23 protein-coding genes are annotated in these 25,108 nt (G+C 39.3%); 10 read left to right on the top strand and 13 right to left on the bottom strand.

What is annotated here, in order from left to right:
* Positions 1-71: 71 nt before the first annotated feature.
* The 4 genes from ACMUMJ_RS11280 to ACMUMJ_RS11265 all read right to left on the bottom strand — a co-directional run bounded on the left by ACMUMJ_RS11280 (position 72) and on the right by ACMUMJ_RS11265 (position 4,280).
* Positions 72-1,034, bottom strand: coding sequence for an ABC transporter substrate-binding protein (locus tag ACMUMJ_RS11280; protein ID WP_414678942.1), 963 nt, complete (start codon positions 1,032-1,034; stop codon positions 72-74).
* A gap of 80 nt (positions 1,035-1,114) precedes the next feature.
* The gene (locus tag ACMUMJ_RS11275; protein WP_414678941.1) at positions 1,115-2,260 is read right to left on the bottom strand and encodes a mandelate racemase/muconate lactonizing enzyme family protein; all 1,146 of its coding nucleotides are present in this window, start codon (positions 2,258-2,260) and stop codon (positions 1,115-1,117) included.
* A gap of 162 nt (positions 2,261-2,422) precedes the next feature.
* Positions 2,423-3,448, bottom strand: a complete 1,026-nt coding sequence (locus ACMUMJ_RS11270; RefSeq protein WP_414678940.1) for a LacI family DNA-binding transcriptional regulator — start codon at positions 3,446-3,448, stop codon at positions 2,423-2,425.
* A 67-nt stretch (positions 3,449-3,515) separates the two neighbouring features.
* Entirely contained in the window at positions 3,516-4,280 is a 765-nt protein-coding gene (locus tag ACMUMJ_RS11265) for an FCD domain-containing protein (RefSeq protein WP_414678939.1), read from the bottom strand.
* 586 nt (positions 4,281-4,866) lie between these two features.
* Here ACMUMJ_RS11265 and ACMUMJ_RS11260 point away from each other — a divergent pair.
* The gene (locus tag ACMUMJ_RS11260; RefSeq protein ID WP_414678938.1) at positions 4,867-6,102 is read left to right on the top strand and encodes a response regulator; all 1,236 of its coding nucleotides are present in this window, start codon (positions 4,867-4,869) and stop codon (positions 6,100-6,102) included.
* Between the two features lie 465 nt (positions 6,103-6,567).
* On the opposite strand, the gene ACMUMJ_RS11255 is transcribed toward ACMUMJ_RS11260, so the two are convergent.
* The 4 genes from ACMUMJ_RS11255 to ACMUMJ_RS11240 all read right to left on the bottom strand — a co-directional run bounded on the left by ACMUMJ_RS11255 (position 6,568) and on the right by ACMUMJ_RS11240 (position 9,815).
* On the bottom strand, positions 6,568-7,464 hold the full coding sequence (locus ACMUMJ_RS11255; protein WP_414678937.1) for a TIGR01777 family oxidoreductase: 897 nt from the start codon (positions 7,462-7,464) through the stop codon (positions 6,568-6,570).
* A 254-nt stretch (positions 7,465-7,718) separates the two neighbouring features.
* Positions 7,719-8,294 carry an elongation factor P-like protein EfpL gene (efpL, locus tag ACMUMJ_RS11250; RefSeq protein ID WP_414678936.1) on the bottom strand — a complete coding sequence of 192 codons (576 nt, stop codon included), beginning with the start codon at positions 8,292-8,294 and terminating at the stop codon, positions 7,719-7,721.
* Between the two features lie 159 nt (positions 8,295-8,453).
* The gene (locus tag ACMUMJ_RS11245; protein WP_414678935.1) at positions 8,454-8,876 is read right to left on the bottom strand and encodes a cupin domain-containing protein; all 423 of its coding nucleotides are present in this window, start codon (positions 8,874-8,876) and stop codon (positions 8,454-8,456) included.
* Between the two features lie 39 nt (positions 8,877-8,915).
* Entirely contained in the window at positions 8,916-9,815 is a 900-nt protein-coding gene (locus tag ACMUMJ_RS11240; protein ID WP_414678934.1) for a MerR family transcriptional regulator, read from the bottom strand.
* A gap of 185 nt (positions 9,816-10,000) precedes the next feature.
* Between ACMUMJ_RS11240 and ACMUMJ_RS11235 the strand changes: the two genes are divergently transcribed.
* The 7 genes from ACMUMJ_RS11235 (at position 10,001) to ACMUMJ_RS11205 (ending at position 17,501) form a co-directional block, all read left to right on the top strand.
* The gene (locus tag ACMUMJ_RS11235; RefSeq protein ID WP_414678933.1) at positions 10,001-11,011 is read left to right on the top strand and encodes an NAD(P)/FAD-dependent oxidoreductase; all 1,011 of its coding nucleotides are present in this window, start codon (positions 10,001-10,003) and stop codon (positions 11,009-11,011) included.
* Between the two features lie 24 nt (positions 11,012-11,035).
* The gene (locus ACMUMJ_RS11230; RefSeq protein ID WP_414678932.1) at positions 11,036-12,049 is read left to right on the top strand and encodes a YbgA family protein; all 1,014 of its coding nucleotides are present in this window, start codon (positions 11,036-11,038) and stop codon (positions 12,047-12,049) included.
* A gap of 28 nt (positions 12,050-12,077) precedes the next feature.
* On the top strand, positions 12,078-13,481 hold the full coding sequence (locus ACMUMJ_RS11225; protein ID WP_414678931.1) for a cryptochrome/photolyase family protein: 1,404 nt from the start codon (positions 12,078-12,080) through the stop codon (positions 13,479-13,481).
* A 156-nt stretch (positions 13,482-13,637) separates the two neighbouring features.
* Positions 13,638-14,117 carry a MarR family winged helix-turn-helix transcriptional regulator gene (locus ACMUMJ_RS11220; RefSeq protein ID WP_414678930.1) on the top strand — a complete coding sequence of 160 codons (480 nt, stop codon included), beginning with the start codon at positions 13,638-13,640 and terminating at the stop codon, positions 14,115-14,117.
* Between the two features lie 164 nt (positions 14,118-14,281).
* Positions 14,282-15,271, top strand: a complete 990-nt coding sequence (locus tag ACMUMJ_RS11215; protein ID WP_414678929.1) for an ABC transporter substrate-binding protein — start codon at positions 14,282-14,284, stop codon at positions 15,269-15,271.
* Between the two features lie 132 nt (positions 15,272-15,403).
* The gene (locus ACMUMJ_RS11210; RefSeq protein WP_414678928.1) at positions 15,404-16,303 is read left to right on the top strand and encodes an ABC transporter permease; all 900 of its coding nucleotides are present in this window, start codon (positions 15,404-15,406) and stop codon (positions 16,301-16,303) included.
* Positions 16,296-17,501 carry a quaternary amine ABC transporter ATP-binding protein gene (locus ACMUMJ_RS11205; protein WP_414678927.1) on the top strand — a complete coding sequence of 402 codons (1,206 nt, stop codon included), beginning with the start codon at positions 16,296-16,298 and terminating at the stop codon, positions 17,499-17,501. The genes ACMUMJ_RS11210 and ACMUMJ_RS11205 overlap by 8 nt, the downstream gene beginning before the upstream one ends.
* A gap of 85 nt (positions 17,502-17,586) precedes the next feature.
* Here ACMUMJ_RS11205 and ACMUMJ_RS11200 read toward each other — a convergent pair whose 3' ends face one another.
* From ACMUMJ_RS11200 to ACMUMJ_RS11180, 5 genes are all read right to left on the bottom strand, one after another.
* The gene (locus tag ACMUMJ_RS11200; RefSeq protein WP_414678926.1) at positions 17,587-17,937 is read right to left on the bottom strand and encodes a VOC family protein; all 351 of its coding nucleotides are present in this window, start codon (positions 17,935-17,937) and stop codon (positions 17,587-17,589) included.
* 188 nt (positions 17,938-18,125) lie between these two features.
* Positions 18,126-19,496: a glycine--tRNA ligase gene (locus ACMUMJ_RS11195; RefSeq protein ID WP_414678925.1), complete on the bottom strand. Its 1,371-nt coding sequence runs from the start codon at positions 19,494-19,496 to the stop codon at positions 18,126-18,128.
* Positions 19,497-19,822: 326 nt separating this feature from the next.
* The gene (locus ACMUMJ_RS11190) at positions 19,823-21,142 is read right to left on the bottom strand and encodes a diguanylate cyclase domain-containing protein (protein WP_414678924.1); all 1,320 of its coding nucleotides are present in this window, start codon (positions 21,140-21,142) and stop codon (positions 19,823-19,825) included.
* A 4-nt stretch (positions 21,143-21,146) separates the two neighbouring features.
* The gene (locus ACMUMJ_RS11185) at positions 21,147-21,557 is read right to left on the bottom strand and encodes a hypothetical protein (protein ID WP_414678923.1); all 411 of its coding nucleotides are present in this window, start codon (positions 21,555-21,557) and stop codon (positions 21,147-21,149) included.
* Positions 21,535-21,798, bottom strand: a complete 264-nt coding sequence (locus ACMUMJ_RS11180; protein WP_414678922.1) for a DUF5062 family protein — start codon at positions 21,796-21,798, stop codon at positions 21,535-21,537. The genes ACMUMJ_RS11185 and ACMUMJ_RS11180 overlap by 23 nt, the downstream gene beginning before the upstream one ends.
* 326 nt (positions 21,799-22,124) lie before the next feature.
* On the opposite strand from ACMUMJ_RS11180, the gene ACMUMJ_RS11175 reads away from it, so the two are divergent.
* On the top strand, positions 22,125-22,808 hold the full coding sequence (locus ACMUMJ_RS11175; RefSeq protein ID WP_414678921.1) for a GntR family transcriptional regulator: 684 nt from the start codon (positions 22,125-22,127) through the stop codon (positions 22,806-22,808).
* A 204-nt stretch (positions 22,809-23,012) separates the two neighbouring features.
* Positions 23,013-25,049 (top strand): methyl-accepting chemotaxis protein, encoded by a 2,037-nt coding sequence (locus ACMUMJ_RS11170; RefSeq protein WP_414678920.1) that lies wholly within the window; start codon positions 23,013-23,015, stop codon positions 25,047-25,049.
* Positions 25,050-25,108 lie beyond the last annotated feature (59 nt).

Here is a 25,108-nt window from a genome sequence, read left to right as displayed (position 1 = left end):
CCTCAATTCAAAACAATGAAAAATCAAAAGGCGAGAAGCTCTCTTCTCGCCCATTAGGTAAAACGCGCTAACTAGTATGCTTCGTCAATGTGCTGTGCCGCATTATCAATGGTGAAAACACGGTCAGATACACGAACCCAAGGCTCTATCGTTTCGCCATTTGCATAACGTTTCATTGTTTCGCACGCCAATGGGCCAAAGAATGGGCTGGATTCAACTGTTACACCCATTTTTCCATCTAAAATGGCTTGCAAGGCATCACGAGTACCATCGACAGAGACAATTAGAACGTCTTTGCCCGGAACACGACCAGCCGCTTCCAACGCTTGAATAGCACCAATCGCCATTTCATCATTGTGTGCGTAAATGACATCCGCATTTGGGTAGGTTTGTAATAAGGTCTCCGTTACTTTACGACCTTTATCACGGGCAAAGTCGCCTGACTGAGATGCCAAAATTTTCATGCCCGGATGCTTGGCTATTTCATCGTCAAACCCTTTACGACGATCGTTTGCTGGAGACGACCCCGTCGTTCCTTCAAGCTCTAGAATCATTCCTTTACCCCCTGTTTTTTCAATTAACCAATTAGCAGCAATGGCACCCTGTTCAATAAAGTTTGAGCCTAGGAAAGTCACGTAATCGCGTCCAGCTTTGGCAACTTTCTCGTCAACACTGCGGTCAACTAAGAAAACGGGAACGCCTTGAGCTTTGGCTCGTAATACAGCAGGGAGAAGTGGTCGTTCTTCACGAGGGGGTAAAAAGATAACGTCAACACCTTGAGCAATCATGGAATCAACATCAGAAACTTGTTTTGCAGCAGAACCTGCCGCATCGGTATAGACAAGATCCCAATTACAGCTTTCCGCCGTGTCTTTAAAGCTTTTGGTTTCAGCGATACGCCAAGGGTTATTGCTCTCTGTTTGAGCAAAACCCACTTTGTAACGATCCTTTTTTTCTAGAGGAGGCAAATCCGCCAACGCCACACTTGAAAAAACACCGATCAAAGCTGAAACAACCGTCATTTTAAAAATCATACTAACATCTCCAAATTTATTTTTATTTTTACGCTAAATGTTTGAACGCACTCTTAGACTCATTTTTTCTGATTTTTCTTCTATGCCTCTTCTATGAAAATCTCATTTAATTTAAATCGATTTAAATTTTGATTGATTTTATATTTAGATAGCTTCTCCCAATCGAACTCAACACCAACACCAACCGTATCAGGAGCAATGGCCATACCATTTTCAAGCACTAATGGACGTAACGTGTATTTATCTATTGGGAAACTGTGCACTTCAATCCAGCCTCTATTTGGCTGAGATGCAACCAAACTCACGTGCAACTCTTGCATACCATGAGAACACGCAGGAATATTAAATTGATCTGCCATTTTTGCCGCCGCTAACCATCCGGTAATGCCTCCGCAATTGGATGCATCAGGCTGAATGTAGGATAATTTTGCTTGGTGCAACGCATAACCAAATTCATAAATGGTGTGGAGATTCTCTCCCATGGCTAACGGAATAGACGTTGACTCTGCAATCATGGCGTACCCTAAATAATTATCAGGTAAGGTGGGTTCTTCAAACCAGTAAATATCGTATGGTTCGAAGGCGTTTGCTGCTCGAATAGCTTGCTCAACACTCATAGAGTAATTTGCATCGACCATAAAAACGATTTCTGGGCCAATAAGCTCTCTAATGGCTTTAACCCTTGCTATATCGTCTTCTAAGTTAGGTTGACCAACCTTGATTTTAACTGCCGTATAACCACTGTCCAAATAGCCTTGAACGTCTTTTAGCAATCGCTCTAGGGAAAAATTTAAGTCAATGCCACCTCGATACGCTTTGACCTTGTTATTTTGATTGCCAGACACTTGATGCAAAGGCTTACCCAACGCTCGGCAACGTAAATCCCATAAAGCAATATCAATGGCCGATATAGCAAACGACGCAATACCACCTCGACCAACGTAATGAATGCCATATTCCATTTCAGAATACAGCTTTTCAATATTGGTACTGTCTTTACCTAATAATAACGGTGAAAGGTCGGCTTCTATCATAGAGCAAATCGCTAGCCCTCCTTTACCACCAGTGTAAGTGTATCCCGTCCCTTGAGATCCATTTGAAAGCGTGATGGTGACAGTAACCAGTTCAAAATGCGTATGGTCTCCATGCATTGCATCCGATAAAACCTCATCTAGTGGCACAGCAAACAACTGTACATCTATCGATTGTATGATCGCATCATTCACTATTTGTCTCCTAAAAAGTGACAATTAACATTTTACTCTCTTTTTAAATCGATTTAAATTTATAGTTCAAAGACAATAACATATCAAGGCTATTTTCAAATCGATTTAAATTGAAATAATGATACGTTTCCTAAATAAACACTCTTTTATGAAGGAAATCAATTAAGTACGGAGATAAGCACCACAAGAACGTCGAACAATTAGTTCAGATTCAAATATCGTTCGTCGAGGAGGCATAGAAGGATCAAGTAGACGTTGAAACAGAAATGATGCCGCCATTTCACCAATCTTTGATTTTTGTACGTTTACCGTGGTTAACTGAGAATAATGACGACGGCTCTCTGAAATATTATCGCAGCCAATAACAGCAACGTCTTTTCCGGGTTCTAACCCCATTGAAATCAGCCCAGAAATGGCCCCTAGTGCAATCAAGTCCGAAAATCCAACAATCGCAGTAGGAGGTGAATCAACATTTAAGACCTGTGGCAACACTCTTTCCGCTGCGTCAGAGTTATTTTCGCAATCAAACATCAAACCTTCGTCAACAACAAGTCCGTTTAACCTTAATGCATCTGTATAACCTAAACGTCGCTCTTTAGCCGCTTTTGCATCAATATGCCCACCAATAAACGCAATGCGCTTATGTCCCAAATTAATCAAATGACGGGTAGCCAAATGCAGTGAATAACGTTCATCATTACCAACAAAGTCCATATTGGAACCATCCACATCTCGTGTCACCAACACAGTCGGTAGGCCCCTTGTAATTAAAGGTTGCAGTTGCTCAAGACTCGTTCCAACAACAGGACACAACAACAAGCCATCGGAATTATGCTCAATTAACGCATTGATAAAACGCTCTTGTTGTCCCAAAGATTCGTAGCTATTACACAGCAATGACATACGACCTTCTTGTGCCAGCATTTTTTCAGCACTGGCACACACTTCAGTGAAATAAGGATTGGTAAAGTCATGTATGGCCAACCCCACCATACCGCTTTTGCCCGTAATTAAGCTGGCTGCACGACGGTTATAGACATAACCGACTTCTTTGATTTTTGCTTGCACTAAAAGGCGAGTTTTCTCCGCGACTAGTGGGCTATTATTAATCGATAAAGAAACGGTTGCAGTCGACACACCCAAATCTTGAGCAATGTCTTTTAAGGTTAAATGTTTTTTTTGTACCATTATTGTTTTTCCATCGGCACGAGTTGTTATTTTTTATGAAATATTTTCAAAAAAAGAGGCATTTTTATTATTTCTCATTATGCAGCGTAGGCACAGCATTCGCTGCAAATAAGAAACCTTCAAAGTCAGGTTCTTCTACGTTCGCTAACTTAAAGAGTTCTTTTTTTGCGTTCTCTATGTGCTGCCAGACAGCTTGTTTGGTTTCAATAGGTGATCGTTTTTGCAAAGCAATGAGAATGTTTTTATGATCCGACAACCAAAGAGACTGAAGACGCTTTTCATGAAAATACTGCTCGTTCAATGCATCCCATAATGGGTTGGCCGTACGGACGTTATCCCACATCGATTGCGCCATTTGAATCAACATATTATTTTGTGTCGCATCGGCAATGACCATATGAAAATTATGATCCAGTTCATTAAAGTGCTTACTGTCACCATTAATTTCCAACTCTTGCGCTCTTAGAAGGTCACGCATTTCCCGTACATGACTGGCTGAAATTTGAGTCGCTGCAAAAGAGGCGATATTCGTTTCTAAGAGTTGTCGTGCTTGCAGCAACTCAAAGGGGCCGATTTCACTTTCTGCTTCGCCAATAATGGAATTTGCACCCACATTTTCTACAAAAAAGATACCAGCACCTTGCTTTACTTCGACCAGTCCTTGAAGTTCAAGCATAATAATCGCCTCACGAATCGTTGCGCGACTCGCATTATAACGCTCACTTAAATCTCGCTCCGAAGGCAAACGACCACCAGTAGGTAATTCCCCAGAAAGCAAAGTATTTCTAATCTGTTTACCAACTTGCTGATAACGGCGACTACTGGACGACATAAAACATTCTTTATTAAAAAATTTCTATTATTTTATACAAACACGGCTCTATTGTCATAAACAAACGACATTAAAGTCATTTTGAATACCCTCTCAATCACTTTCAGACATGTATTGTCTTACACCATTTAAATATGTACTCCAAACATTTTACAAACCACAAAACACATCCTGTTCATTTTATAAATACCCTTTTAAAAACAGAAAACAGACAAGAACAATACTGACTTTTCAGTCAACAAGAAATATATTTTATTTTTTAAATAAATCAAACAGTTAAACACAACCCTTAGGATAAAAAATTCATTTATTTGAACCGTATTATTCAATAAATAATGAGATCCATTAACATAAAAAAACTGGCAATCGTAATTAACTAAATGATAGAGTTACGTAAGTAGCCATGTAGATCAACTTTATCTTGATTGATATGGGTAGGGGTTAGAAAATAGAAAGTAAACTGAGAACAAAAGCATTCATTCTATAGAGATGGTGCCAATAACACCTGTAAACTAACAGAGTCCGCCTCTTATTTTAGCCCCATTTCAACTTGGCACACCGGTTACAATCTATTGGATATACGCTCGTGATTGATTTTTCTAATAAAAAAGCTCTCCTCATTGAAGATTTACCAGAAGCCAGAGCCATGCAAAAAAAAATGCTTGTTGACTTCGGTTTTAGCTCTGTTGATGTAGCGATGAAAGCAGAATCTGCACTTGAGTTATTACACAGCTCAACGTACGACGTTATTTTATCCGATTATAATCTTGGGAAAGGTAAAAACGGACAACAAATTCTTGAAGAAGTCAGACTTGCTTCTCTTATCCCAAACACCTCAACCTACCTTATGGTGACCGCTGAAACCTCCATGGAAATGGTGATGGGCTCTATTGAATGCCAACCAGACGGATACATTGCTAAACCCTTTTCCCAAGCCCTTTTGCAAAAACGTCTCGTTAAATTAATTGAAAGTAAAGAGAAGTTAAAAGCCATTAATATTGCGCTGGATGAGGGAGACTTCCAACTGGCTATTGACGAATGCATCAGAGTCTCTAAGCAACATCCTATTTTGCATGGCCGATGCCAGCGAATTTTAAGTGACTGTTATATTTCACTAAAACAATACGATAAAGCTCTAGAACTCTTTGATCATGTTTTAGAAGAAAGGCAGATGCCGTGGGCACTTTTTGGAAAAGCGAAGGTTCAGTTTTTACAGAAAAAATTTCTTAAATCAGAAGCCAACTTTAAACAACTCACGTTCGATAATCAGTTCTTTGTCAATTCCCATGACTGGCTAGCAAAATGTTTAATGGCGCAAAACAAATACCAAGAAGCGCAACAAGTTCTTATAGAAGCACTTAAAAAATCACCTCAGAGTGTTGTTCGACAAAAGACACTCGGCAACATCAGTTTAAAACTAAAAGACTATGAGGTTGCTGAAACGTCTTTCAGAAAAGCGGTGTCCTTGGCCAAACACTCTCATTTTAATACGCCAGATATCTACATTAACCATCTAGTATCGATTATTAAAATAGGTCAAATCAGTGAAACTCTGCATCTAAAACAAAAAAATATTTTTAAACGAACCGCTCAAAAGATTGATCTGTACTTTGAGAATAACCTAAAAACCATGACGCATAAATACGAGCTATCAGTCGACCTATATATTGCGGTTAAAGATAAAGTCCAAGCAATGTCTGCTCTAAACATTTGGGATAAACAAGCAAGCATTGGAAAAGCCAACCCACCACCCGTTGATTTAGAAGCAAAGATAGCGGCTTTAGAAGAAAAGAGCATCGAAAGTAATGTGGAAAAAAAGTGATCAAAACCACTTAAAGCAACTGACGTTCCATACTGTCAGTTGCTTTAATCCGTCTGTTTAGACAAATGTCTAAAGGCGTTTAATCTTTTGGGTATGCCCCACGGGGTTCAATATTATTGTGCGCACCTTCCTTAATTTAACACATGCAATTTAATAGTAATTAACGTAACTACCTCACTTCGAGACACATACGCCACTGAGCTGTAAGCCAAGTCCGCTGGAACAATTACGATACGCGCGTTTTTATTCCCAATAAAATAACAGTCGAACCCGTTTCATATTTTCCTAAAACAGTGTCTATTTTCAAATAATCAAAACGCTTAATGGCCATTTAGTTTTAGTTAAGTTCTGAGCAAGTCGGTTAGGACCACTCTCGTAGAGAAGAATAATAGAAATCTGAAGGGTTATGGGTATGAATAGCGCTTAGTGTCATGTTTTGAGGCACTTTACTATCAAACAGGTGACTTAAGGCTTAATAAGTGACAAAAAAGCACCGCGCAACTCGGGGTGTAAAAATGTATAACCACTTTCTTGTAGACGTTTTGGAACCACTCTTTGTCCATCAAGCAGTAGCGTGGACATTTCTCCCATTAATGACCGAATAACAAAAGACGGCACTCTAAACAGACAAGGTCGGTTTAATGAATGCGCAAACTCTCGACTGAACTCGTTATTTGTCACTGGTACAGGCGACGTAAAGTTGTAAACACCATGACAGCCACTGTTACCTATTAGATGCAGTATTCCTTGCAACATATCATCTATATGTATCCAAGAGATGTATTGTTGACCATGACTGATTGGTCCCCCTAGGCCCATTTTAAATGGTAAGCGCATTTTAGATAAAGCGCCTCCTTTTTTACTAACAACAAAACCTGTTCGCAAAATACAGACTCGTGTTTTCTCTGATTCCGCTTGTTTGGCGATTGACTCCCATTTGGCACACAATCGATGACTAAACTCATCGTGAACTGCTATAAATTCCTCGTCGATGGCGTGATCATCTTGCTTGCCGTAGAACCCAATCGCGGAACCGCTAATAAATAAGTGAGGCGGTTTTTTTCCTGATTGAATAAGTTGTACGAGTTTTTCAGTCACCAACCATCGACTATTTTCAATTTCGCGTTTTTGATCTTCCGACCAACGTTTTGCAACAATGGGTTCACCAGCAAGGTTAATAACAACATCAAATTCGTCTAAATTATTAAGCGCCTCAAGCGTAGAAAGATAGTGATGAACATCGCCTAATTTGGCTTTAGACTGGGTCGTATTGCGAGTTAGCACAGTGATTTCATTGCCTTCCAACATAGAAAGAAGATTAGAGCCTATTAAGCCCGATCCTCCGGTTATTAATATTTTCATGCTTCATTCCTCTGATTGAGTCTCTTAGTCATTATGGATAAAGAGATGCTTTTTAACGGAAAGTGATTAAATAACTGACAACCTATATTGACTTAATACGCTCGTTATCAAGAAATGGTTCACTAATAAATAAATTAATGCATATATAAAGAGAAGGGACAACACAAAGAAGAAGAGAGGTATATTTTTAAAGAGGATAATCCTATTTGAACCAGAGCATAATAGGCACTGCACTCTGGTTCAAATGATGAAAGTTACTTGTTTTCAGCTCGGCCAGCAAATTTACGTTCTTCTACATTTACTTTGATTTTATCACCAGTAGATATGTGTTCAGGCACTTGTATCGTAACACCAGTAGATAACTTAGCTGGCTTATTACGAGATGTTGCGGACGCACCTTTGATCGAAGGGTCAGTTTCTACCACTTCCAATTCAACATTGGTTGGTAGATCCAACGCAACCGGAGAATCATCAACCAATACAACTTGAATGCCTGCTGTTTCTTCGTTGATGAATAAAACGTCATCTTCAATAGAGCTCTTATTTAAATTGTAAGGTGTGTAATCTTCGTTATCCATAAAGACATATTCGTCACCATCTACATAAGAAAACATAGCAGGTCGGCGAATCAGATCCGCCAAGTTTAACATTTCAGAATCTTTGAAGGTTTCATCCAGTTTACTGCCCGATACCACATCATACATACGCATACGATAAAGGCTACCACCCGCCCTACCTTGAGGAACAGAACGCTCAATATCTTTTACTATGTATGTTTTACCATTGTATTCAACGGCTGAATTCTTTTTAATATCGCTGGACTTAGGCATTTTATCGCTTCCTGAATAAGTGTTTGTTATGAGCAGATCACTGCAAAAAATGGTTTTCGAATCCTATATGACGCTCCCATAACCAGCAAGGTATCTTTCGGATTTAATAACGTTTGAATACAGTTAGGGCTGTATCTGGTCTTATTATGAATCTAGACGCTACACATTAGCTAACTTAATATGCACAGCAAGCAAAGGTTGATCACCGATAAGCTCAGCCGTATGACCATGTCTTTGATCATCAAATGCTTCATCAGGCTGCAAACAATCTTTTGCAATAAACATATCCCCAGCAGAGAAGTCCTGATAACGGCCATTTCTCAAAGTCATTCGTAGTGTACCGGCTCGGATAATGATTAATGTTGGATCGCCTGCAACATGCCAAGAACTAAAATAACCCGATTGGCTCATACGATGTCGAAAGTTAGCACTCTCGATCCTTGGAGTGATAAACAAACCATTGTAATCGTCTAAACTGTACGTTTCATTAGCAAATACAGAAACACCTGTTTTTTGTGTCTCTGGGTCAATGGGGGAATGCAGTACAGTGATATCTATCGTATTTTCAAGGTTCGCGTTCAAAACAGACTCCACACAAAAATAAGGTTTATCGAGATACAATCACTTCGGGAGTTGTTTGATTAAGCATAGGATCGCATCAAAAGAATTGGAGAAAATGTCGAGTCCAGATTTTTCTTGATTCTGATTTTCTTCAAGCCACATCGTTGCACCGCTTAACACCACAGGAATAGCCAGATTTTTTAATTCGACTTTAAGATACTGTTTATCCCCGAAGCCACAATCTAAATGGCTTACAAAATAGTTCGGCTTGATACCCTCAATTAAAGGAAGATTGTCTTCCAAGGAAGACAAAGTATCAATCACAATGACATGCAAGCCTTCATCAGAGCACCATGCCGCTTGAAGCCAAGTCCATATGCTAGGTTCACCATCCAAACAAGTAAGCAATACTTTTTCTTGCTGTTTCGCTTTATCCCTAGAAAGTAATCGTGAATTAATGCGTTGCTTTAATAATGCAATGAAATAACTGGCTAACGCAGACGTTGACGTATTTTGTTGCAATCGAGAAAATACAGGGGACAACCAATAGTGTATAACCGTCTCCATTGGGTACTGTGAGAAATTCTGCTGTATTAAGGCGTCTATTTTATCTTCTTGAAATTGTTCAATCGCCAGTAGCAAGGATTCTTGTTGAGCAAACCATTCACTAGAAACACTGCCATCATTAATATCCACTTTCTGATCCAGCAGTGCTCTTACTTTACTCACTGCCACCCCTTTGTTAATCCAATTCACAATGGCTGTTACTTTCTGTACATCTTGGTCTGAATAAAGTCGATGTCCCTTCTCTGTCCGTATGGGTTTTAGCAATCCGTAACGCCGCTCCCATGCTCTTAATGTGACTGAGTTCACACCGGTTTTTAATGATAATTCTCGAATAGGAAAAAGCATGTCTTTGGTTTCCTTTTCTGACAAGAGGAAGGATTCATTCGTATTCATAAGCCCATCATCATTATTAATTATAAGAATAAATAAAAATTTTTCGCAGCACACTTTGTACAAAACGATAAAAATTATACAAAAGAAATTTTGTATAATTAATTTGCATTTCTTGTACAAAGCACTATATTGTACAGATACACATTATACAATATAAATTCTGTATAACTTATGGATCACTTATTATGACTGAAAAACAACATTCACACCCAACGACAGACATTGCCATCATTGGCGCAGGAATATCAGGGGCTTATTGCGCATCTCTGCTCTCTTCTGCGGGTATGGAGGTGTGTTTAGTTGAAAAAAGCAGAGGGACTGGAGGACGTAGTAGTAGCAAACGCGTATCGAATACGGAAAGTTGTGACCTTGGCGCACCTTTTTTCCATATCTCACATCCATCATTACAAGCCGTCGTCCAGCAATGGGTGTCAGATGAAATCGTTGCTCCTTGGGTTGATGCCGATACAGAAAATGCAACAGCATATACTGGCATTCCAAAAATGAGTGCAATAACACGCCACTTAATACAAAACTCTACTATTATCAATAATTGTCGGGTTCATTATATTGAAAGGTCAGGCAGTGAATGGACATTAAGGGACGATTCGTACAACGTTATTTTAAGCTGTAATACATTGATCGTTACGGCACCAGCAAGTCAAACATGCCCATTATTAGCAACGCCGTATATACCTAACAACTTGTTGCTTGAAGTGCATAAAGCCAGCGCCCTAAGCAGACCTCAATGGAGCATGCTCTTAACCACTCAGGTAAACGAAACAGCAAAAAACTTTTCTCAAGCAAGGTCAATAATGCAACCAAGCAACCATTCAGTTGTTGAGAGAATCATATTTGATAGTAGAAAACCTCTGCGTCCCGACACCTCATGCAATTGGATTATTCAAGCTCGTAGCGAATGGAGTGAGCACCATATAGACGCCAATGAAGAGGCGGTGAAAAGTACATTATCTCAGGCTTTTTTTGACATTACTGGTTTGCAAGGCGATCCCGTTTTATGCCATCGCTGGTTATTAGCAAGACATTCTCCCATTAATGGAATGCCATCTCGATGGGAGCCAAATTATCAAATAGGTTTAGCAGCAGATTGGTTATGTAAAGGCGATGTTGAAGGGGCTTTATTAAGCGCTCAACATTTGTGTAACACCATACTCAGTGAATATAAATCGCAATGATGCGACAAGGATAAGGTGACCGCTATGAACTCTAATGAAACCGTAACTCCGCAAGCACTTCATTTTGTAGAAAACAGTAAGAGCAAAGAACCAGCAATCAAGGTAGGTATCAGTTCTTGTTTATTAGGTCAAAATGTTCGCTTTAACGGTGGCCATAGCCGTTCAAACTATTGTGATGATACCTTGCAAAATCATTTCTCTTTTGAAACATTTTGCCCAGAAATGGCAGCGGGGTTTGGTGCACCTAGACCAACATTACGCTTAGAAGGGGACCCTAACGCGCCACGATTAGCCTACTCAAATAAGCCAGGCTCAAATGTCATTGACGAGTTTTTAGCGCCAAGCCAACTCTATGTTGAGACTCTAGATCACCTTGATGGTTACATACTCATGAAAAAATCACCGAGCTGCGGGCTGAGCCGTATTAAGGTCTATCAGGAAAATGGTAACCCGCATACAAAACAAAGATCGGGGTTATTCACTGAACTCTTGCAAAAAAAATACCCTTATTTGCCGATCGAAGAAGACGCCCGTTTAAATGACCCGGCACTCAGAGAAAACTTTATTTTAAGAGTGTATGCACACCATGAATTTCGCCATTGCGTTGACGCCAAATTAAGCATGCATGCTCTACTTGAGTTCCATAGTCGCTATAAATACGTGGTAATGTCTCAATCTCAACCTGCCTACAAAGCCTTAGGCAAATTACTTTCTGAAAACCGCTCTATGTCGATCATAGAAAGGCGCGACTGCTATTTTTCTACGTTTATGGAAGCACTCAGTAAACCAGCCAAGCGTCGCAATCATTGCAATACCTTAATGCATCTGATGGGGTATTTAAAGCGTCACGTTGAAAGTTCAATACGCAGGGACATTCTGAATGTGATCGAACAATATCGTCGTGGAGAAGTCAATTTAACGACACCAATGACGCTGTTGCAGCATTACTTAAAACACTACGGAAGTGAATACGTCAAGCAACAACGATACACCTCACCTTATTACCCTTCAGAGTTGGGTATTCGAAATCAAATTTAAATGTAGTGAGTGAGGTAAAGGTACCCCTATGAATACTCAAGTGGTCTGGCTAAGAAACGACTTACGTATTAAAGACAATCCAGCGGTCTTTTATGCGTCACAAAAAGGTCCTATCAGTATCCTTGTTTGCGCTACGCCAGACCAATGGAAAGCGCATCAGGAGTCAGCAGCTAAGTTAGGCGTAAGAGCAGATTTAATTCAACTGGTGACACAGCAAGCCGCAGAATTAGGCATTCCCGTATCCGTTATTGACGCTCACTATTTTATGGATTTGCCGCTATTAATTATGGCGTTTTGTCGTTCAGTCAACTCAACTCACCTTTGGTTCAATGCAGACACACCACTGCATGAAAGACAAAGAGATGACTCCGTTCTCACTCTCCTATCTCAGCATGATATCAATACGCATGTTTGCCCAGCTGATTTAATCGTTACGGGATCAGTACTAAGCCAACAAGGTTCTCCCTTTAAAGTGTTTACTCCTTTTTATAAACGTTGGTTACAAATACTAAGCACACAGGATCGCTCACCCCTTCCCCTTCCTCAGAGACAAGGTGCTCCATTGATAGCGACCAAATCCATACTAGACTGGAAAGAGCCTTATAGAGACGATCTGTGGCCTATTAATCAAGAAACCATTACGCAACGACTTTGGTCATTTTGCCATTACAAAGAAGCTCAATATGAAGATCACAGAGACATACCCTCTTTACCCGGTACTAGCACACTTTCCCCCTACCTTAGTTTAGGGGCTATTGGTCCAAGAGAGCTACTCTTTGCCATTGAATATTGCCACGATCAAACAGAAAGAGATTGGCAAAGCAGTATTTGGCTTAAAGAACTTGCATGGCGGGATTTTTACCGTCAATTGATGTCACACTTTGATTGTTTAAGTATGGAGAAGCCGTTTAAGCCAGAAACAGAGCAAATTACGTGGCAAGATCCAAATCACCATTTTCAAGCGTGGTGTGATGGCAACACAGGCTTCCCTATTGTCGATGCCGCGATGCGGCAACTAAAACAAACGGGTTGGATGCACAATCGACTGCGTATGATTGCCGCCAGCTTTTTAACAAAACTCTTGTTTATTGATTGGCGCATTGGAGAAAGATACTTTATGAATCACCTTATTGATGGTGAATTTGCAGCGAATAATGGCGGGTGGCAATGGAGTGCGTCGACAGGCTGCGATGCCGTACCTTATTTTCGTATTTTTAATCCAACAAGGCAGTCGGAGAGATTCGATTCAACGGGTGACTTTATTCGACGCTTTGTACCCGAGCTCACCTCCCTAAATAATAAATCCATTCATAATCCATCAGAAACAGAACGCCTTAAGCTTCAATACCCTATGCCCATCATAGATTACAAAACAGCAAGAGCCAGAGCCATTACACGCTTTTCTGAACTCAAGAAAAACGGATCGAGTTAAGTCTCTTTTATTGCTTACAAATCGAATCTTAATCTATAAAATAAAAAACATTACACCTATAATGTTTTTTCTTTATCGAGCGGCTTATAGCCACGTTTTACTCATGGGGCATCAATTAAAACGCCTTATTCTGAAACACCCTATTTGGGAGCGATTATGTCTGATCAACACATCCAAGATGTCCTTATTAATCTACGCAGAATCATTCGTGCGACCGACTTACAGTCAAAATGGATTACAAAAAACTGCGGCCTTACCATTCCTCAAATCGTCGTATTACGCTCTATTGCGGAACTAGGAGATGTCACGGTAAAAAAACTGTCGGATCAAGTTTCTTTATCGCAAGCAACCGTAACAACGATTTTAAACCGCTTAGAAGACAAAGAGTTGGTAACCCGAGTCCGTTCAAATGCAGATAAGAGAATTGTTCACGCTAGATTGACTAACAACAGCCTAAAAGTCTTAGAAGGTACTCCACCATTAATGCATGAAAAATTCATCAGTGAGTTCACTCAATTACAGGCTTGGGAACAGACACAGATACTCTCATCATTACAAAGAATAGCAACAATGATGAACGCAGATACATTAGATGCATCGCCTTTACTGGACGTCAACGCACCAACGGCCCAATGAAAAAGCGCAGATACAGAGGTGATTATCGATAAAATAAGATGCCGATATGCGTTACAAAAAATAAGTTTCTTGAAAAAAATTGATATAACTACCTAGACTATATAGACTTAAAATACTTTGAGAACTAATCATTTTAACCATCACTTTTCAAGAAAGGACATTTTATGCGTAAAGCTCTTATCGTTACCAGCGTTTTATCCCTTGCTCCTGCTATCAGTTTTGCAGCGGATTGCGGCGACGTATCCATTGCGGATATGAACTGGAGCTCTGCTTCACTAATGGCTAATGTTGATAAATTTATCCTAGAAAATGGTTACGGCTGTACTGTTGATCTTATTCCTGGTGATACAATGCCGACAGGCACGTCAATGCTAGAAAAGAATGAGCCAGACATTGCACCTGAAATGTGGGCAAATTCTTCCATCGACGCATTACAAAAAGGAATTGATGAAAAACGTTTACGTTTCTCTGTTAACTCTCTTTCTGATGGCGGAGAAGAAGGCTTCTGGGTACCTAAATACCTTGTTGACAAAATGCCTGAACTGGCCACTATTGAAGGCGTTCTAGCACATCCTGAATTATTCAAACACCCTGAAGACGATTCCATTGGTGGTTTATACAGCTGCCCAGCTGGTTGGAACTGCCAAATTTCCACGCAGAATCTATTTAAAGCATTGAAAATGGAAGAGGCAGGCTTTGAAATTATTGATCCAGGTTCTGCTGCGGGTCTGTCTGGCTCAATCGCTAGAGCATACGAAAGAGAAAAAGGTTGGTTAGGCTATTACTGGGCTCCAACGGCTATTTTGGGTAAATATGAAATGGTAAAAGTTGATTTTGGTACTGGTATTGATAAACAACACTTCATTGATTGTGTTACTCAAGAAGATTGTCTAGACCCTAAACCCACCATGTACCCATCTTCTTTTGTAACAACAGTAACAACTGAAAGCTTCGCTACTCGTGAACCTGAAGCATACGAATACTTTACGAAACGCGCCTTCAGAAACAAAGACATGAATATCCTGCTTGCATGGATGGAAGACAATCAAGCGGATGGCGACATTGCAGCTGAATACTTCATTGAGAACAACGAAAACCTTTGGAGCCAATGGGTACCTGCGGACGTTGCAATGAAAATCAAGAACTCACTATAAGATTAAGTGATTGTATGAATAAGTGGTTCAAGGATCGAACGCTTATTCACTTTATCAAAAGGTTAACACTGGCCTTTCAACATTTTAAAAATATATTCGTACTTAAAGCTAAATTGAAAAGGCTCAAAAATTATGTCTGACTCCTCATGGCTCACTGAGTTCCCCCAACTCGAACGTCGCGATTTAATTGATATTCGTAAAGGCCTTGATGGTGCTTATCGTTCATTCTCCCGTGAATATGGAGAAACCATTGAAAACTTCTTCGATCCGTTACTGACTTTCTTAATTTGGTTTGAGAAGCTCTTAATTAACAGCCCATGGTGGATCGTCGTTGCGGTTATCGTTGCTATTGTCTACGCGGCCAGCCGTTCAGGAAAATTGACTCTAGGTGTTCTTGCTTCATTACTAACCATTGGCTATTTTGGCATGTGGGAAGACACCATGCGCACACTCAGTATAATAACCGTCTGTACTCTGCTCTCCATCGGCATAGGTATTCCTATCGGGATTTTAATTTCTCGATCAAACAGAGCACAAAGTATCGTTAACCCCATTCTAGATATAATGCAAACCATGCCCGCATTTGTCTACTTGATACCCGTCGTTATGCTACTTGGCATCGGTAAAATACCTGGCGTCATTGCGGTAATCATTTACGCCATTCCACCGGTCATACGCTTGACTAACCTTGGTATACGACTCGTTAGTCAAGAAACTCTCGAAGCGGCCACAGCCTACGGTGCAACGCCCACCCAACGTTTATTCGGAGTACAACTCCCATTGGCTTTACCGACAATTATGGCGGGTATAAACCAAACGATTATGATGGCGCTTTCAATGGTGGTCGTCGCATCAATGATTGGTGTAAAAGGATTGGGACAACCCGTTTTAAAATCCATCACAAATCAATATTTCACATTAGGGTTACTCAATGGTTTAGCCATTGTCGCTCTTGCTATTATTTTTGATCGTGTCTCACAAACTTACGCTAAACGTACTCAAAAACACCTAGAAGGCCATAATAATGGATAACACTCCTGAAACTCCATTCATCGAAATTGAAGGCCTTTATCAAATTTTTGGCAAAACACCAAAAAAGATTATGCCTTTGGTCCATGAAGGAAAAAACAAAGACGACATTCTCGCAGAAACAGGCCATACCGTTGGTTTAAAAGACATTAATTTAACCGTCAATCGAGGAGAAATCTTCGTTATTATGGGCCTATCTGGCTCAGGGAAATCGACCCTAATTCGTCACTTCAACCGCTTAATTGACCCTACCCAAGGTCAAATTAAAGTAGAAGGAGACGACATTATGAAATTTTCCATCAAAGAATTAACAGAATTCAGACGCCATAAGATGTCCATGGTATTTCAGAACTTTGGATTAATGCCTCATCGAAACGTGATCGATAATGTGTCTTATGGATTATCAATTCAAGGCATAGACAAAGGTGAACGCTATGCATCAGCCACTCAGTGGTTGGACACCGTTGGTCTAAATGGATATGGAGAGCAATATCCCTCTCAGCTCTCTGGCGGACAACAACAAAGGGTAGGCTTAGCTCGCGCTTTATGTACAAATGCAGAAATCTTGTTAATGGATGAAGCCTTTTCCGCACTTGACCCTCTGATTCGCAGTGAAATGCAGGATCAATTAATACAGCTTCAAAATGATTTGCAAAAGACCATTATCTTTATTACCCATGATTTAGATGAAGCATTAAGAATTGGAGATCGTATTGCAATTCTTAAAGACGGTGAATTGGTTCAAATTGGAGCGCCTGTCGATATATTACTTAACCCTGCCGATGGGTATGTTAAAGCGTTCGTAAAAGATGTCAATAAAGCTCGTGCTGTGCCAGTTAAGACTATTATGCAAAACACAGTATCTCTTATTACCCACACAAATTTACAAGGCGCTCTAGAACAACTTGTCTCAAACAGTGATAATAATCACTATGGTTTTTATCAAACTAACGAGGGATTCCAAGGGGTACTCACTGCAAGTCAATTAAACAGTGCACTTTTCGCACGGCCGAGTGGAGACGTTCTTCCTGAGGACGTAATTAGTACACCAACGATCACCTCAGATATGTCGCTTGAAGCCGCTCTACCTAACGCCTTGATTTCATCTTATGCATTGCCTGTATTGAATAAAGAAGGCCTTCATATTGGCGAGTTAAATCAAGAGATGTTAGCTGGGACGATCAACAACGCAAAACCCTGACCTTAAACGATACAAAGCCCCCATCAATTGGACAGTCCAACCATTGGGGGCCAAGTCAATATTGGCTTTTATATTCTCATCGAGATCATTTGTCTGACCAGACAGCAAATTCATTATTACTGGGGTCAGAAAAATGAAATCGACGGCCTCCAGGGAAGCTAAAAATATTTTGAACAATAGTGCCGCCGTTTTCAACAATGGTTTCTTTTATACCTTCCAAATCATCACTATAAAGCACAACAAGCGCACTGCCATCTTTCGTATTTGAGGATTTTTCAGAATGAAAAAAACCTCCGTCTAAACCTGCATTCTCAAAAGCGCTGTATTCAGACCCATAATCAACAAATCCCCAACCAAATGTTTGTTTAAAAAAGGTTTTTGTTGCATCAAGTTTAGCCGCAGGCAGTTCAATGTAGTTTATTTTATTATTTTGCATACAGTACTCCCATTGTATTTAATGATAGGCAAGTTTTCTACAAAACCACTTTATTAAGTGCCTCTCAATGTAGCAGTTTACGTCATCAACATAAAGTTGAGCACTGAATTTTTGACCATAAAAAAGTCGCTAGCTCATTGTGCCTAGCGACTTTCGAATACCGTATTAATACAAATAAAACCGTATGATTAGGTTATAAAATAGTTAATCACATACGCTGGCAAATCTGCCGCAGGAATCGTAATTTGTTCCATTGTGTCACGATCACGAACCGTAACAGGTGCGCCTTGTTGTTCAATAGAGTCAAAATCAACGGTTACACAAATGGGTGTTCCAACTTCATCATGACGACGATAGCCTTTACCAACATTCCCTGTGTTCTCATATAAAATACGGCCTAGGCCGAGCTTTTGCAGCTTGTTTTTCAATTCTTTAGCAAGGGCCACAATCTCAGGCTTATTCTTTTTAAGAGGCATAATCGCCACTTTGATAGGCGCAAGATGCGGCTTAAATTTCAAAACAATGCGTGACGTACCATTTTCGAGTTTTTCTTCTGTATAGGCTTCCGTCATAACCGCAAGTACACCGCGGTCTAACCCTGCTGAAGGCTCAATACAAAATGGCACTTCCCACTTATTTTCTGCTAAATCGCGAACAGCCAACTTAGCTGTAGAGTGTTCATTCTTCTTCACGCTAGCAGACAAACCAAACTCTTCTTGGGCCTTAGTATGGGAACCCAAATCATAATCAGTGCGGTTTGCTACGCCTTCTAACTCTTCAAAACCATGAGGAAATTTATACAAAATATCCACTGTAGATTTTGAGTAATGCGCTAAGTCATCACCTGTCACATATTCAAATTCAATATTTTCTTCTGCTAAACCTTGATCCAACCACCACTGTTTGCGCAGTTTTACCCAAGTATCGTGCCATTTTTCATCTTCTCCTGGTTTGCAGAAAAATTCCAATTCCATTTGTTCAAATTCACGAACACGAAAAATAAAGTTACGCGGTGTAATTTCGTTACGAAAAGATTTACCAATTTGAGCAATACCAAAAGGCAATGCACGAGACGTTGAGTCAACAACATTCTTAAAGTTTGTAAAAATGCCTTGAGCAGTTTCTGGACGAAGATACGTATAGGAATCGTCATCGACCATAGGGCCAACATTGGTTTTAAACATCAAATTAAAGTCACGAGGCTCTGTTACATTTTCAGAACCACAGTTATCACATACTTTAATGTCTTTCATATGATCTGCACGCATACGAGATTTACACTCATGGCAATCAACCATAGGGTCAGTGAAAGTATCCTCATGACCAGAATACTTATAAACCAACTTATTCTGTACAATAGAAGCGTCAAGACCTTCAACATCATCACGCTCATACACCATAGCACGCCACCATGCTGCTTTTACATTATTCTTAAGTTCAACACCCAATGGACCATAATCGTAAGCCCCTTGCATGCCACCATAAATTTCACTGCCTTGAAAAATAAATCCACGACGTTTACAAAGGGAGACGAGTTCATCCATTGTTTTAGCTGGCATGTATAGACACCTTAAAAGCAATCATTAAGTTAATACGTAAATAGACAGGTAAACTGCCTTCAAAAGAGGCAAACATTGTACTCTGAGCCAGTACTTCACTCAATGGTAGAAGTGATTAAGCTTAAAAGATCAATTGTAGAACAGGAGAAAAGGAGCCTTATCATGTTAAGGAAGGTGCGAATAAGTCCTCTTGTCTCAGCATGTGGATAAAAGCCGGCTATTCGAGGCGAGTATCGAATAGCCGGCCTATTGTCGAGATACTTAACAAAGAATACTGTCTTTTAGACCATGCCCTGCGGGTCTTAGTAGACTTATTCGCACCTTCCTTAAGAATGCATGTAGAATTGAGCTTTGCCCATTTCTTTTGCTTTATACATCGCTTGATCCGCCAAAATGATCAATCCATCTAATGTTGTCGCATGCTGAGGGTATAAAACACCACCAATAGACAATGAGACAGACAACCCCTTTTGAAGAGATTCATGGCCATTACGTACAAGCTTACAAGCAAAAGCCTCCAGTGACTCTTGCGTCATATTAGGCAAGATAATAATAAATTCATCACCACCAAAACGAATCAATTCTTGATCATCTTCCAACTGCAGGGATAGCTTTGTCGAGATGGTCTTTAGAACCTTATCCCCATAAGTATGACCAAGAACATCATTCACTCGCTTAAATCCATCGAGATCAATAAACAACATACCAAACGATAAGGGCAGTTCTGTAGCTTTGTTTGTTACACTATCAAAATAATCCGTTAGTTTATTACGATTGCCAAGTCCTGTTAGCAAATCAGTTTTACTTAATAGTAAGTTTTTTCTACTTATATGAATAAAATAAAACACAGAACACATAGCGATAAAAAGGATCATTATAGTCACAATAATGATCATTCTTTGCTTGCTATCTCTATTTTCAACTTTATTAATCAAGTCTTCAGCTCGATAAAACAAAGTATTGATTGATAACTCGACATTGGTTCTTTTGAGCCTTTCACTGTATTCTTGCTGAAGCTCTGTATATTTATTAAGTACTTCTAAAGAGCGAATCAAGCTTTTAATATCATCTTCTAGAAAAGAGCTGCACGTCGAACATTTAGGAAAAGAAAAATTGCCAAAACTGATCCCTTTCCTTGTTGCGATCTCCAGAAGTTCATTAAACCAGAAGGTTTCAAGATCCCGCCTGTACTTATACAGTTCATCCTTCAACTCGGGCTTTCTTTCTGCTAATTTAAAAATCTCTTCACCGACTCGCTCGAAGTTCAATGCCAAAAAATTAATTGACGATTTAATTATCGCCAATGTTGATGATAAATCACCGATCAACGACTCTTTATTTAGAAATCGTTCTTTCAGCTCATAAATAATAGACAATGTCTCTTCATCATCTTCATTAACACTTTTTTCTAAAGCGTCTAAAAATCGGTTGAAGCTCGCTATTTTTATATTAATTGGTTCAAAATCATCATGATAAAAAGATTGATTGTATAAAATTTTGTAGTTCAAGTTCTCATTAATGTCTTCTAGATTTGAGATCGCTGAAATAAAATCGGATTGATGATTAGACTCCTCAATAAAAAAATCCCTAAAAATAAAAACGACAACTAATAAAGGAAAAAACAATAAAAGTGATTTTTTTATCATAAAGTTAATCCATTAACCTAGGTAGAAAGTTCCCAGATAAACTTTCTAGTGAACTTACTAAGTCCGTAGAGTCTTTATCACTTAGTACTAAACCTAATGGATAAAAGACCATTGTTTTTACAACTTCATCTAACGTTGCAATCGAACCATAATGGAAATAAGGGGACAATGAAAATGCGCCACCTTGAGAAAAAAGATGGCATCCAGTACAACTTTTCCCATTATCAAACAAGATACGATCGCTAAATAATGCTTTTCCGAGCATTATCTTGGCGTGGTTTTTTGTAATATTTGGGTATGAGATAGGTTTGATAGGAAATTCATTGCGAGTATTAATATTGAATATAAAACCCAATAAAAAAATGACTGTAATCCTCGCAATTAAACTGTGATTATTCACTAAATATAGGGTCATTCGCTGGAAGTACTTTTTGAATCCATAATGCCAATTTGTGTTTCATGCTTTGCAAATCTTCTTTGTCTGGCGGTACAGGAACAATCAGTTTATCTAATACAAGTAGACGATATAACACTTCCACTTTTTGATTGGCAGACATGGTTGCGGTAAAAGCAGAATAGCCTCTCTTGGTCGCGTAGTTTTCTCCAACCTGAAGCGCCTTTTTAACAAATGCGGCTTCATTTTTAATTTTTTTCATACTGATAACTCCCATAAATTACTTTAGCACTATTTTTAAAAACATCAACCTAAGAAATACTCTGCTCTAATCCTAGGAAAATCAAATAAAAAACAGTAAATTAGATTAAGGAAGGTTCGAATAAGTCCTTTTTTCTCAACATGTGGATAAAAACCTGCTGGTCTTTCAAAGAAAACGTCACATTTCGTTACGACTCTTTGAAAGGGATTAACATTCCTGCAGAATCGTGCCTTATTTGACGGTTTCTCTGAAAGACTGAATCTTAGTAGACTGATTCGCACCTTCCTTAAATGATGACGTTTTATCCATCGCTGATGAGGAACTTTATGCCAGCTCAAAAAAAAACCAAAACACAGACTATTTCAGAAGAGCTTGTTACCTCCCTTAGTCACTCTATTATCCAAGGTGAATTAAAACAAGGCAGCAAAATATCTGAAACAGAATTAGCCCAACAATATGGCGTGTCTAGAGGGCCACTAAGAGAGGCTATCGTAACCTTGGAAGGGTTAGGTTTAGTCACAAGAGCAGCCAATATTGGTGCTAGAATTGTCAAATTAAATACAAAAGACATGATTCATACCTTCTCTGTTAGAGAGTCATTAGAAGGTATGGCCGCTCGGCTTGCAGTGGATCATATATCAGATCAAGAATTACGTGATTTATATAATTTATTAGACACTCACGAAGATTACCTTACCCAGAATAACGGTGACCGCTATATACAGCAGGAAGGTAATTACGATTTCCACAACCGAATAATTAAAGCAAGCCGTAACCCTAAATTGATCGCCCTACTAATTGATGAGCTTTACTCTCTCGTTCGTATGTATCGACAACAAACAGCCAACTCAAGACCTGACCCGTTACAAGCATTAAAAGAACACAGAAGCATTTTAGACGCCATCGCTAACAAAGAAACGGATTTGGCGGAACTATTGATGAGACGACACATTAGCCGTTCACGCAATGTTTTAGAAACGGCACTTAAAAACCAATCTCATCAAACATAAAAAGCATAAAAAGCATAAAAAGCATAAAAAGCATAAAAAGCATAAAAAGCATAAAATTTCGTTTACATTTTGATACAAAAGTCGATAAAATGGCGAACGAAAAATATACTATATACCATATATTCATGTGTTACATGCAATAAAATCATAACACATAATATTGTTATCTAGTATCAAATGGATCCATAAGGACGTAATGCTCTAATGTTTTTTAAAAAAATGTCACTTCCTCATCAACTTAGTTGGGGGGCTTTACTGTCGGTTCTCATCACTACCATTATTCTTTTATTCAGTACTACTTGGATTTTCGATTTAGAAATCAATAAGGTTGATCGGAATCATTTACATACCGAAAGTAACTTACTGGCTAACCAATTAAAAAAATCATACGACTCAACAATAAAGTCAACGAATATTTACTCAGATATACTCGTCAACCAATTTTCTGATTTAACGGTAGACTCATCAAAAAAGATTAATGTTGGCCAATACAACAGCCCAACCGTTTCTTTAAATGGAGAAACACTAAATTTAAACTTCACTAAAATTGATCAATTTACTAGAGCAACCGATGCAACTGCAACCATCTTTGTGCGTGATGGAGAAGATTTTCTTCGCGTTACAACGTCGTTGAGAAAAGAAAATGGCGACAGAGCGATCGGCACTTACCTTGGCAAGCAACATCCTGGATACAATCAATTAATATCAGGACAAGCATTTGAAGGTACCGCATTTCTCTTTGGGAAAAACTACTTTACTAAATACGTTCCCATTCAAAAGCAGGGCAAAACCATTGCCATTATTGATATTGGCGTGGGCTATGATCACATCATTAAAGAATTAGAAGACTCTGTCAGCAGTTTAACCTTTGGTAAAACAGGTTACGTCTATATTGTGGACAGTGAAAAAAATGCTGGAGACCTACTGGTTCACCCAAACATTGCAGGTAAAAACTTATATAAAGAATTCCCTCAACTTAAATCGGATTTTCAAAAACTCTACCAGAAAGATTACGGTACGTTCAATTATACAATCAAAATACCCGGTGTAGACAGTTCATCAAGGGAATCCAAAGTGGTTTTCCAAAAAGTAGAAGGCTGGAACTGGGTTGTCGTGATCAAGCGCGATAGTGATGATTACCAAGAAATCATTAATGAAGCCGTATACTTTCTTTCTATCTTAAGTGTGATCTGTGCCGTTATCCTGTCTATTTTCCTTTGGTTAATGATTCGTCGATCTTTAAAACCACTAGAAGAAGTAACAGATAGCCTATATCATTTTGGTCAAGGTGACCTTACTTTTAAATTCAGCACTTTAAATAATCGTTCTAGCAAAAACGAAGTGGATATATTGAAACGCGACGTTGTTGCAATGAGAGACAGTCTAGTAAAAGTAATCAAGCAAGTTTTGTCATCCAGTGAATTGCTCGCAGAAGCATCCCACTCAATTTCAAAAGCCAATACGTTACTTAAAAAGCAAGCGCAAACAAGCGAGGATGAATGTATACAAGTTGCATCTTCTATTGAACAAATGACGTCCTCCATTGAACAAGTTGCTCAGAGCACGGTTGCAGTCGCACAAGAAAGTACGACAGCAAGTGCGATTAGTGAAGAAGGTAATACAGCAGTCTTAGAAGTTGAGAAAACGGTAGGTAGCCTTGCATCTGCTTTTAAACAAGCGTCTACCACCATCAGTGAAGTAGAACAAAGCAGTAACAGCATTGGTGACGTGGTGGATGTCATCAACGCCATCGCAGAACAAACCAATTTATTAGCCTTGAATGCCGCCATTGAAGCTGCACGTGCAGGTGAACAAGGGAGAGGGTTTGCAGTGGTCGCTGACGAAGTGCGAGTATTAGCTCAACGAACACAACAATCGACAGAAGAAATTAGAAAAGTGGTCGAAAAGCTGCAAGTAGACAGTCGTGTTGCCGTTAAAGGAATGGAATCAGGTACATTACAAGTGGCTGACAGCGTTGAGAAAGTATCTCAGTCTCGCAAATTGTTAACTCAAATGCTCACCTCAATCACAACCGTTGGCGATAGAATTGGTAACGTAGCGTCAACAACAGAAGAGCAAAGTGTTGCAGCAACGCAAATACGCCAAAGTGCCCATTCATTACGAGAGTCTTCTCACCATACTTTTGAACAAGCTGAGAAGTCACAAAATCACAGTAATAACATTGCAACATTGGCGACTCAACTGCAAAAAGACTTATCCACATTCAAACTGAATAAATAACTCAGTAAAATCCTCTTTAGAGACCCCTCCTAATCAAGGTATCATCACCTTTGATTAGG

Source organism: Marinomonas phycocola, from assembly GCF_047525455.1.
Lineage (GTDB): Bacteria > Pseudomonadota > Gammaproteobacteria > Pseudomonadales > Marinomonadaceae > Marinomonas.
The sequence above is the reverse complement of the archived record's forward strand: the minus strand, read 5'-3'. Positions and strand labels throughout refer to the sequence as shown.

Coding starts and splice junctions, on each gene's coding strand:
- ACMUMJ_RS11280 (WP_414678942.1), bottom strand. CDS start 1,034: ATGATTTTTAAAATGACGGTTGTTTCAGCTTTGATCGGTGTTTTTTCA.
- ACMUMJ_RS11270 (WP_414678940.1), bottom strand. CDS start 3,448: ATGGTACAAAAAAAACATTTAACCTTAAAAGACATTGCTCAAGATTTG.
- ACMUMJ_RS11265 (WP_414678939.1), bottom strand. CDS start 4,280: ATGTCGTCCAGTAGTCGCCGTTATCAGCAAGTTGGTAAACAGATTAGA.
- ACMUMJ_RS11255 (WP_414678937.1), bottom strand. CDS start 7,464: ATGAAAATATTAATAACCGGAGGATCGGGCTTAATAGGCTCTAATCTT.
- efpL (WP_414678936.1), bottom strand. CDS start 8,294: ATGCCTAAGTCCAGCGATATTAAAAAGAATTCAGCCGTTGAATACAAT.
- ACMUMJ_RS11240 (WP_414678934.1), bottom strand. CDS start 9,815: ATGAATACGAATGAATCCTTCCTCTTGTCAGAAAAGGAAACCAAAGAC.
- ACMUMJ_RS11235 (WP_414678933.1), top strand. CDS start 10,001: ATGACTGAAAAACAACATTCACACCCAACGACAGACATTGCCATCATT.
- ACMUMJ_RS11230 (WP_414678932.1), top strand. CDS start 11,036: ATGAACTCTAATGAAACCGTAACTCCGCAAGCACTTCATTTTGTAGAA.
- ACMUMJ_RS11225 (WP_414678931.1), top strand. CDS start 12,078: ATGAATACTCAAGTGGTCTGGCTAAGAAACGACTTACGTATTAAAGAC.
- ACMUMJ_RS11220 (WP_414678930.1), top strand. CDS start 13,638: ATGTCTGATCAACACATCCAAGATGTCCTTATTAATCTACGCAGAATC.
- ACMUMJ_RS11215 (WP_414678929.1), top strand. CDS start 14,282: ATGCGTAAAGCTCTTATCGTTACCAGCGTTTTATCCCTTGCTCCTGCT.
- ACMUMJ_RS11210 (WP_414678928.1), top strand. CDS start 15,404: ATGTCTGACTCCTCATGGCTCACTGAGTTCCCCCAACTCGAACGTCGC.
- ACMUMJ_RS11205 (WP_414678927.1), top strand. CDS start 16,296: ATGGATAACACTCCTGAAACTCCATTCATCGAAATTGAAGGCCTTTAT.
- ACMUMJ_RS11200 (WP_414678926.1), bottom strand. CDS start 17,937: ATGCAAAATAATAAAATAAACTACATTGAACTGCCTGCGGCTAAACTT.
- ACMUMJ_RS11195 (WP_414678925.1), bottom strand. CDS start 19,496: ATGCCAGCTAAAACAATGGATGAACTCGTCTCCCTTTGTAAACGTCGT.
- ACMUMJ_RS11190 (WP_414678924.1), bottom strand. CDS start 21,142: ATGATAAAAAAATCACTTTTATTGTTTTTTCCTTTATTAGTTGTCGTT.
- ACMUMJ_RS11185 (WP_414678923.1), bottom strand. CDS start 21,557: ATGACCCTATATTTAGTGAATAATCACAGTTTAATTGCGAGGATTACA.
- ACMUMJ_RS11180 (WP_414678922.1), bottom strand. CDS start 21,798: ATGAAAAAAATTAAAAATGAAGCCGCATTTGTTAAAAAGGCGCTTCAG.
- ACMUMJ_RS11175 (WP_414678921.1), top strand. CDS start 22,125: ATGCCAGCTCAAAAAAAAACCAAAACACAGACTATTTCAGAAGAGCTT.
- ACMUMJ_RS11170 (WP_414678920.1), top strand. CDS start 23,013: ATGTTTTTTAAAAAAATGTCACTTCCTCATCAACTTAGTTGGGGGGCT.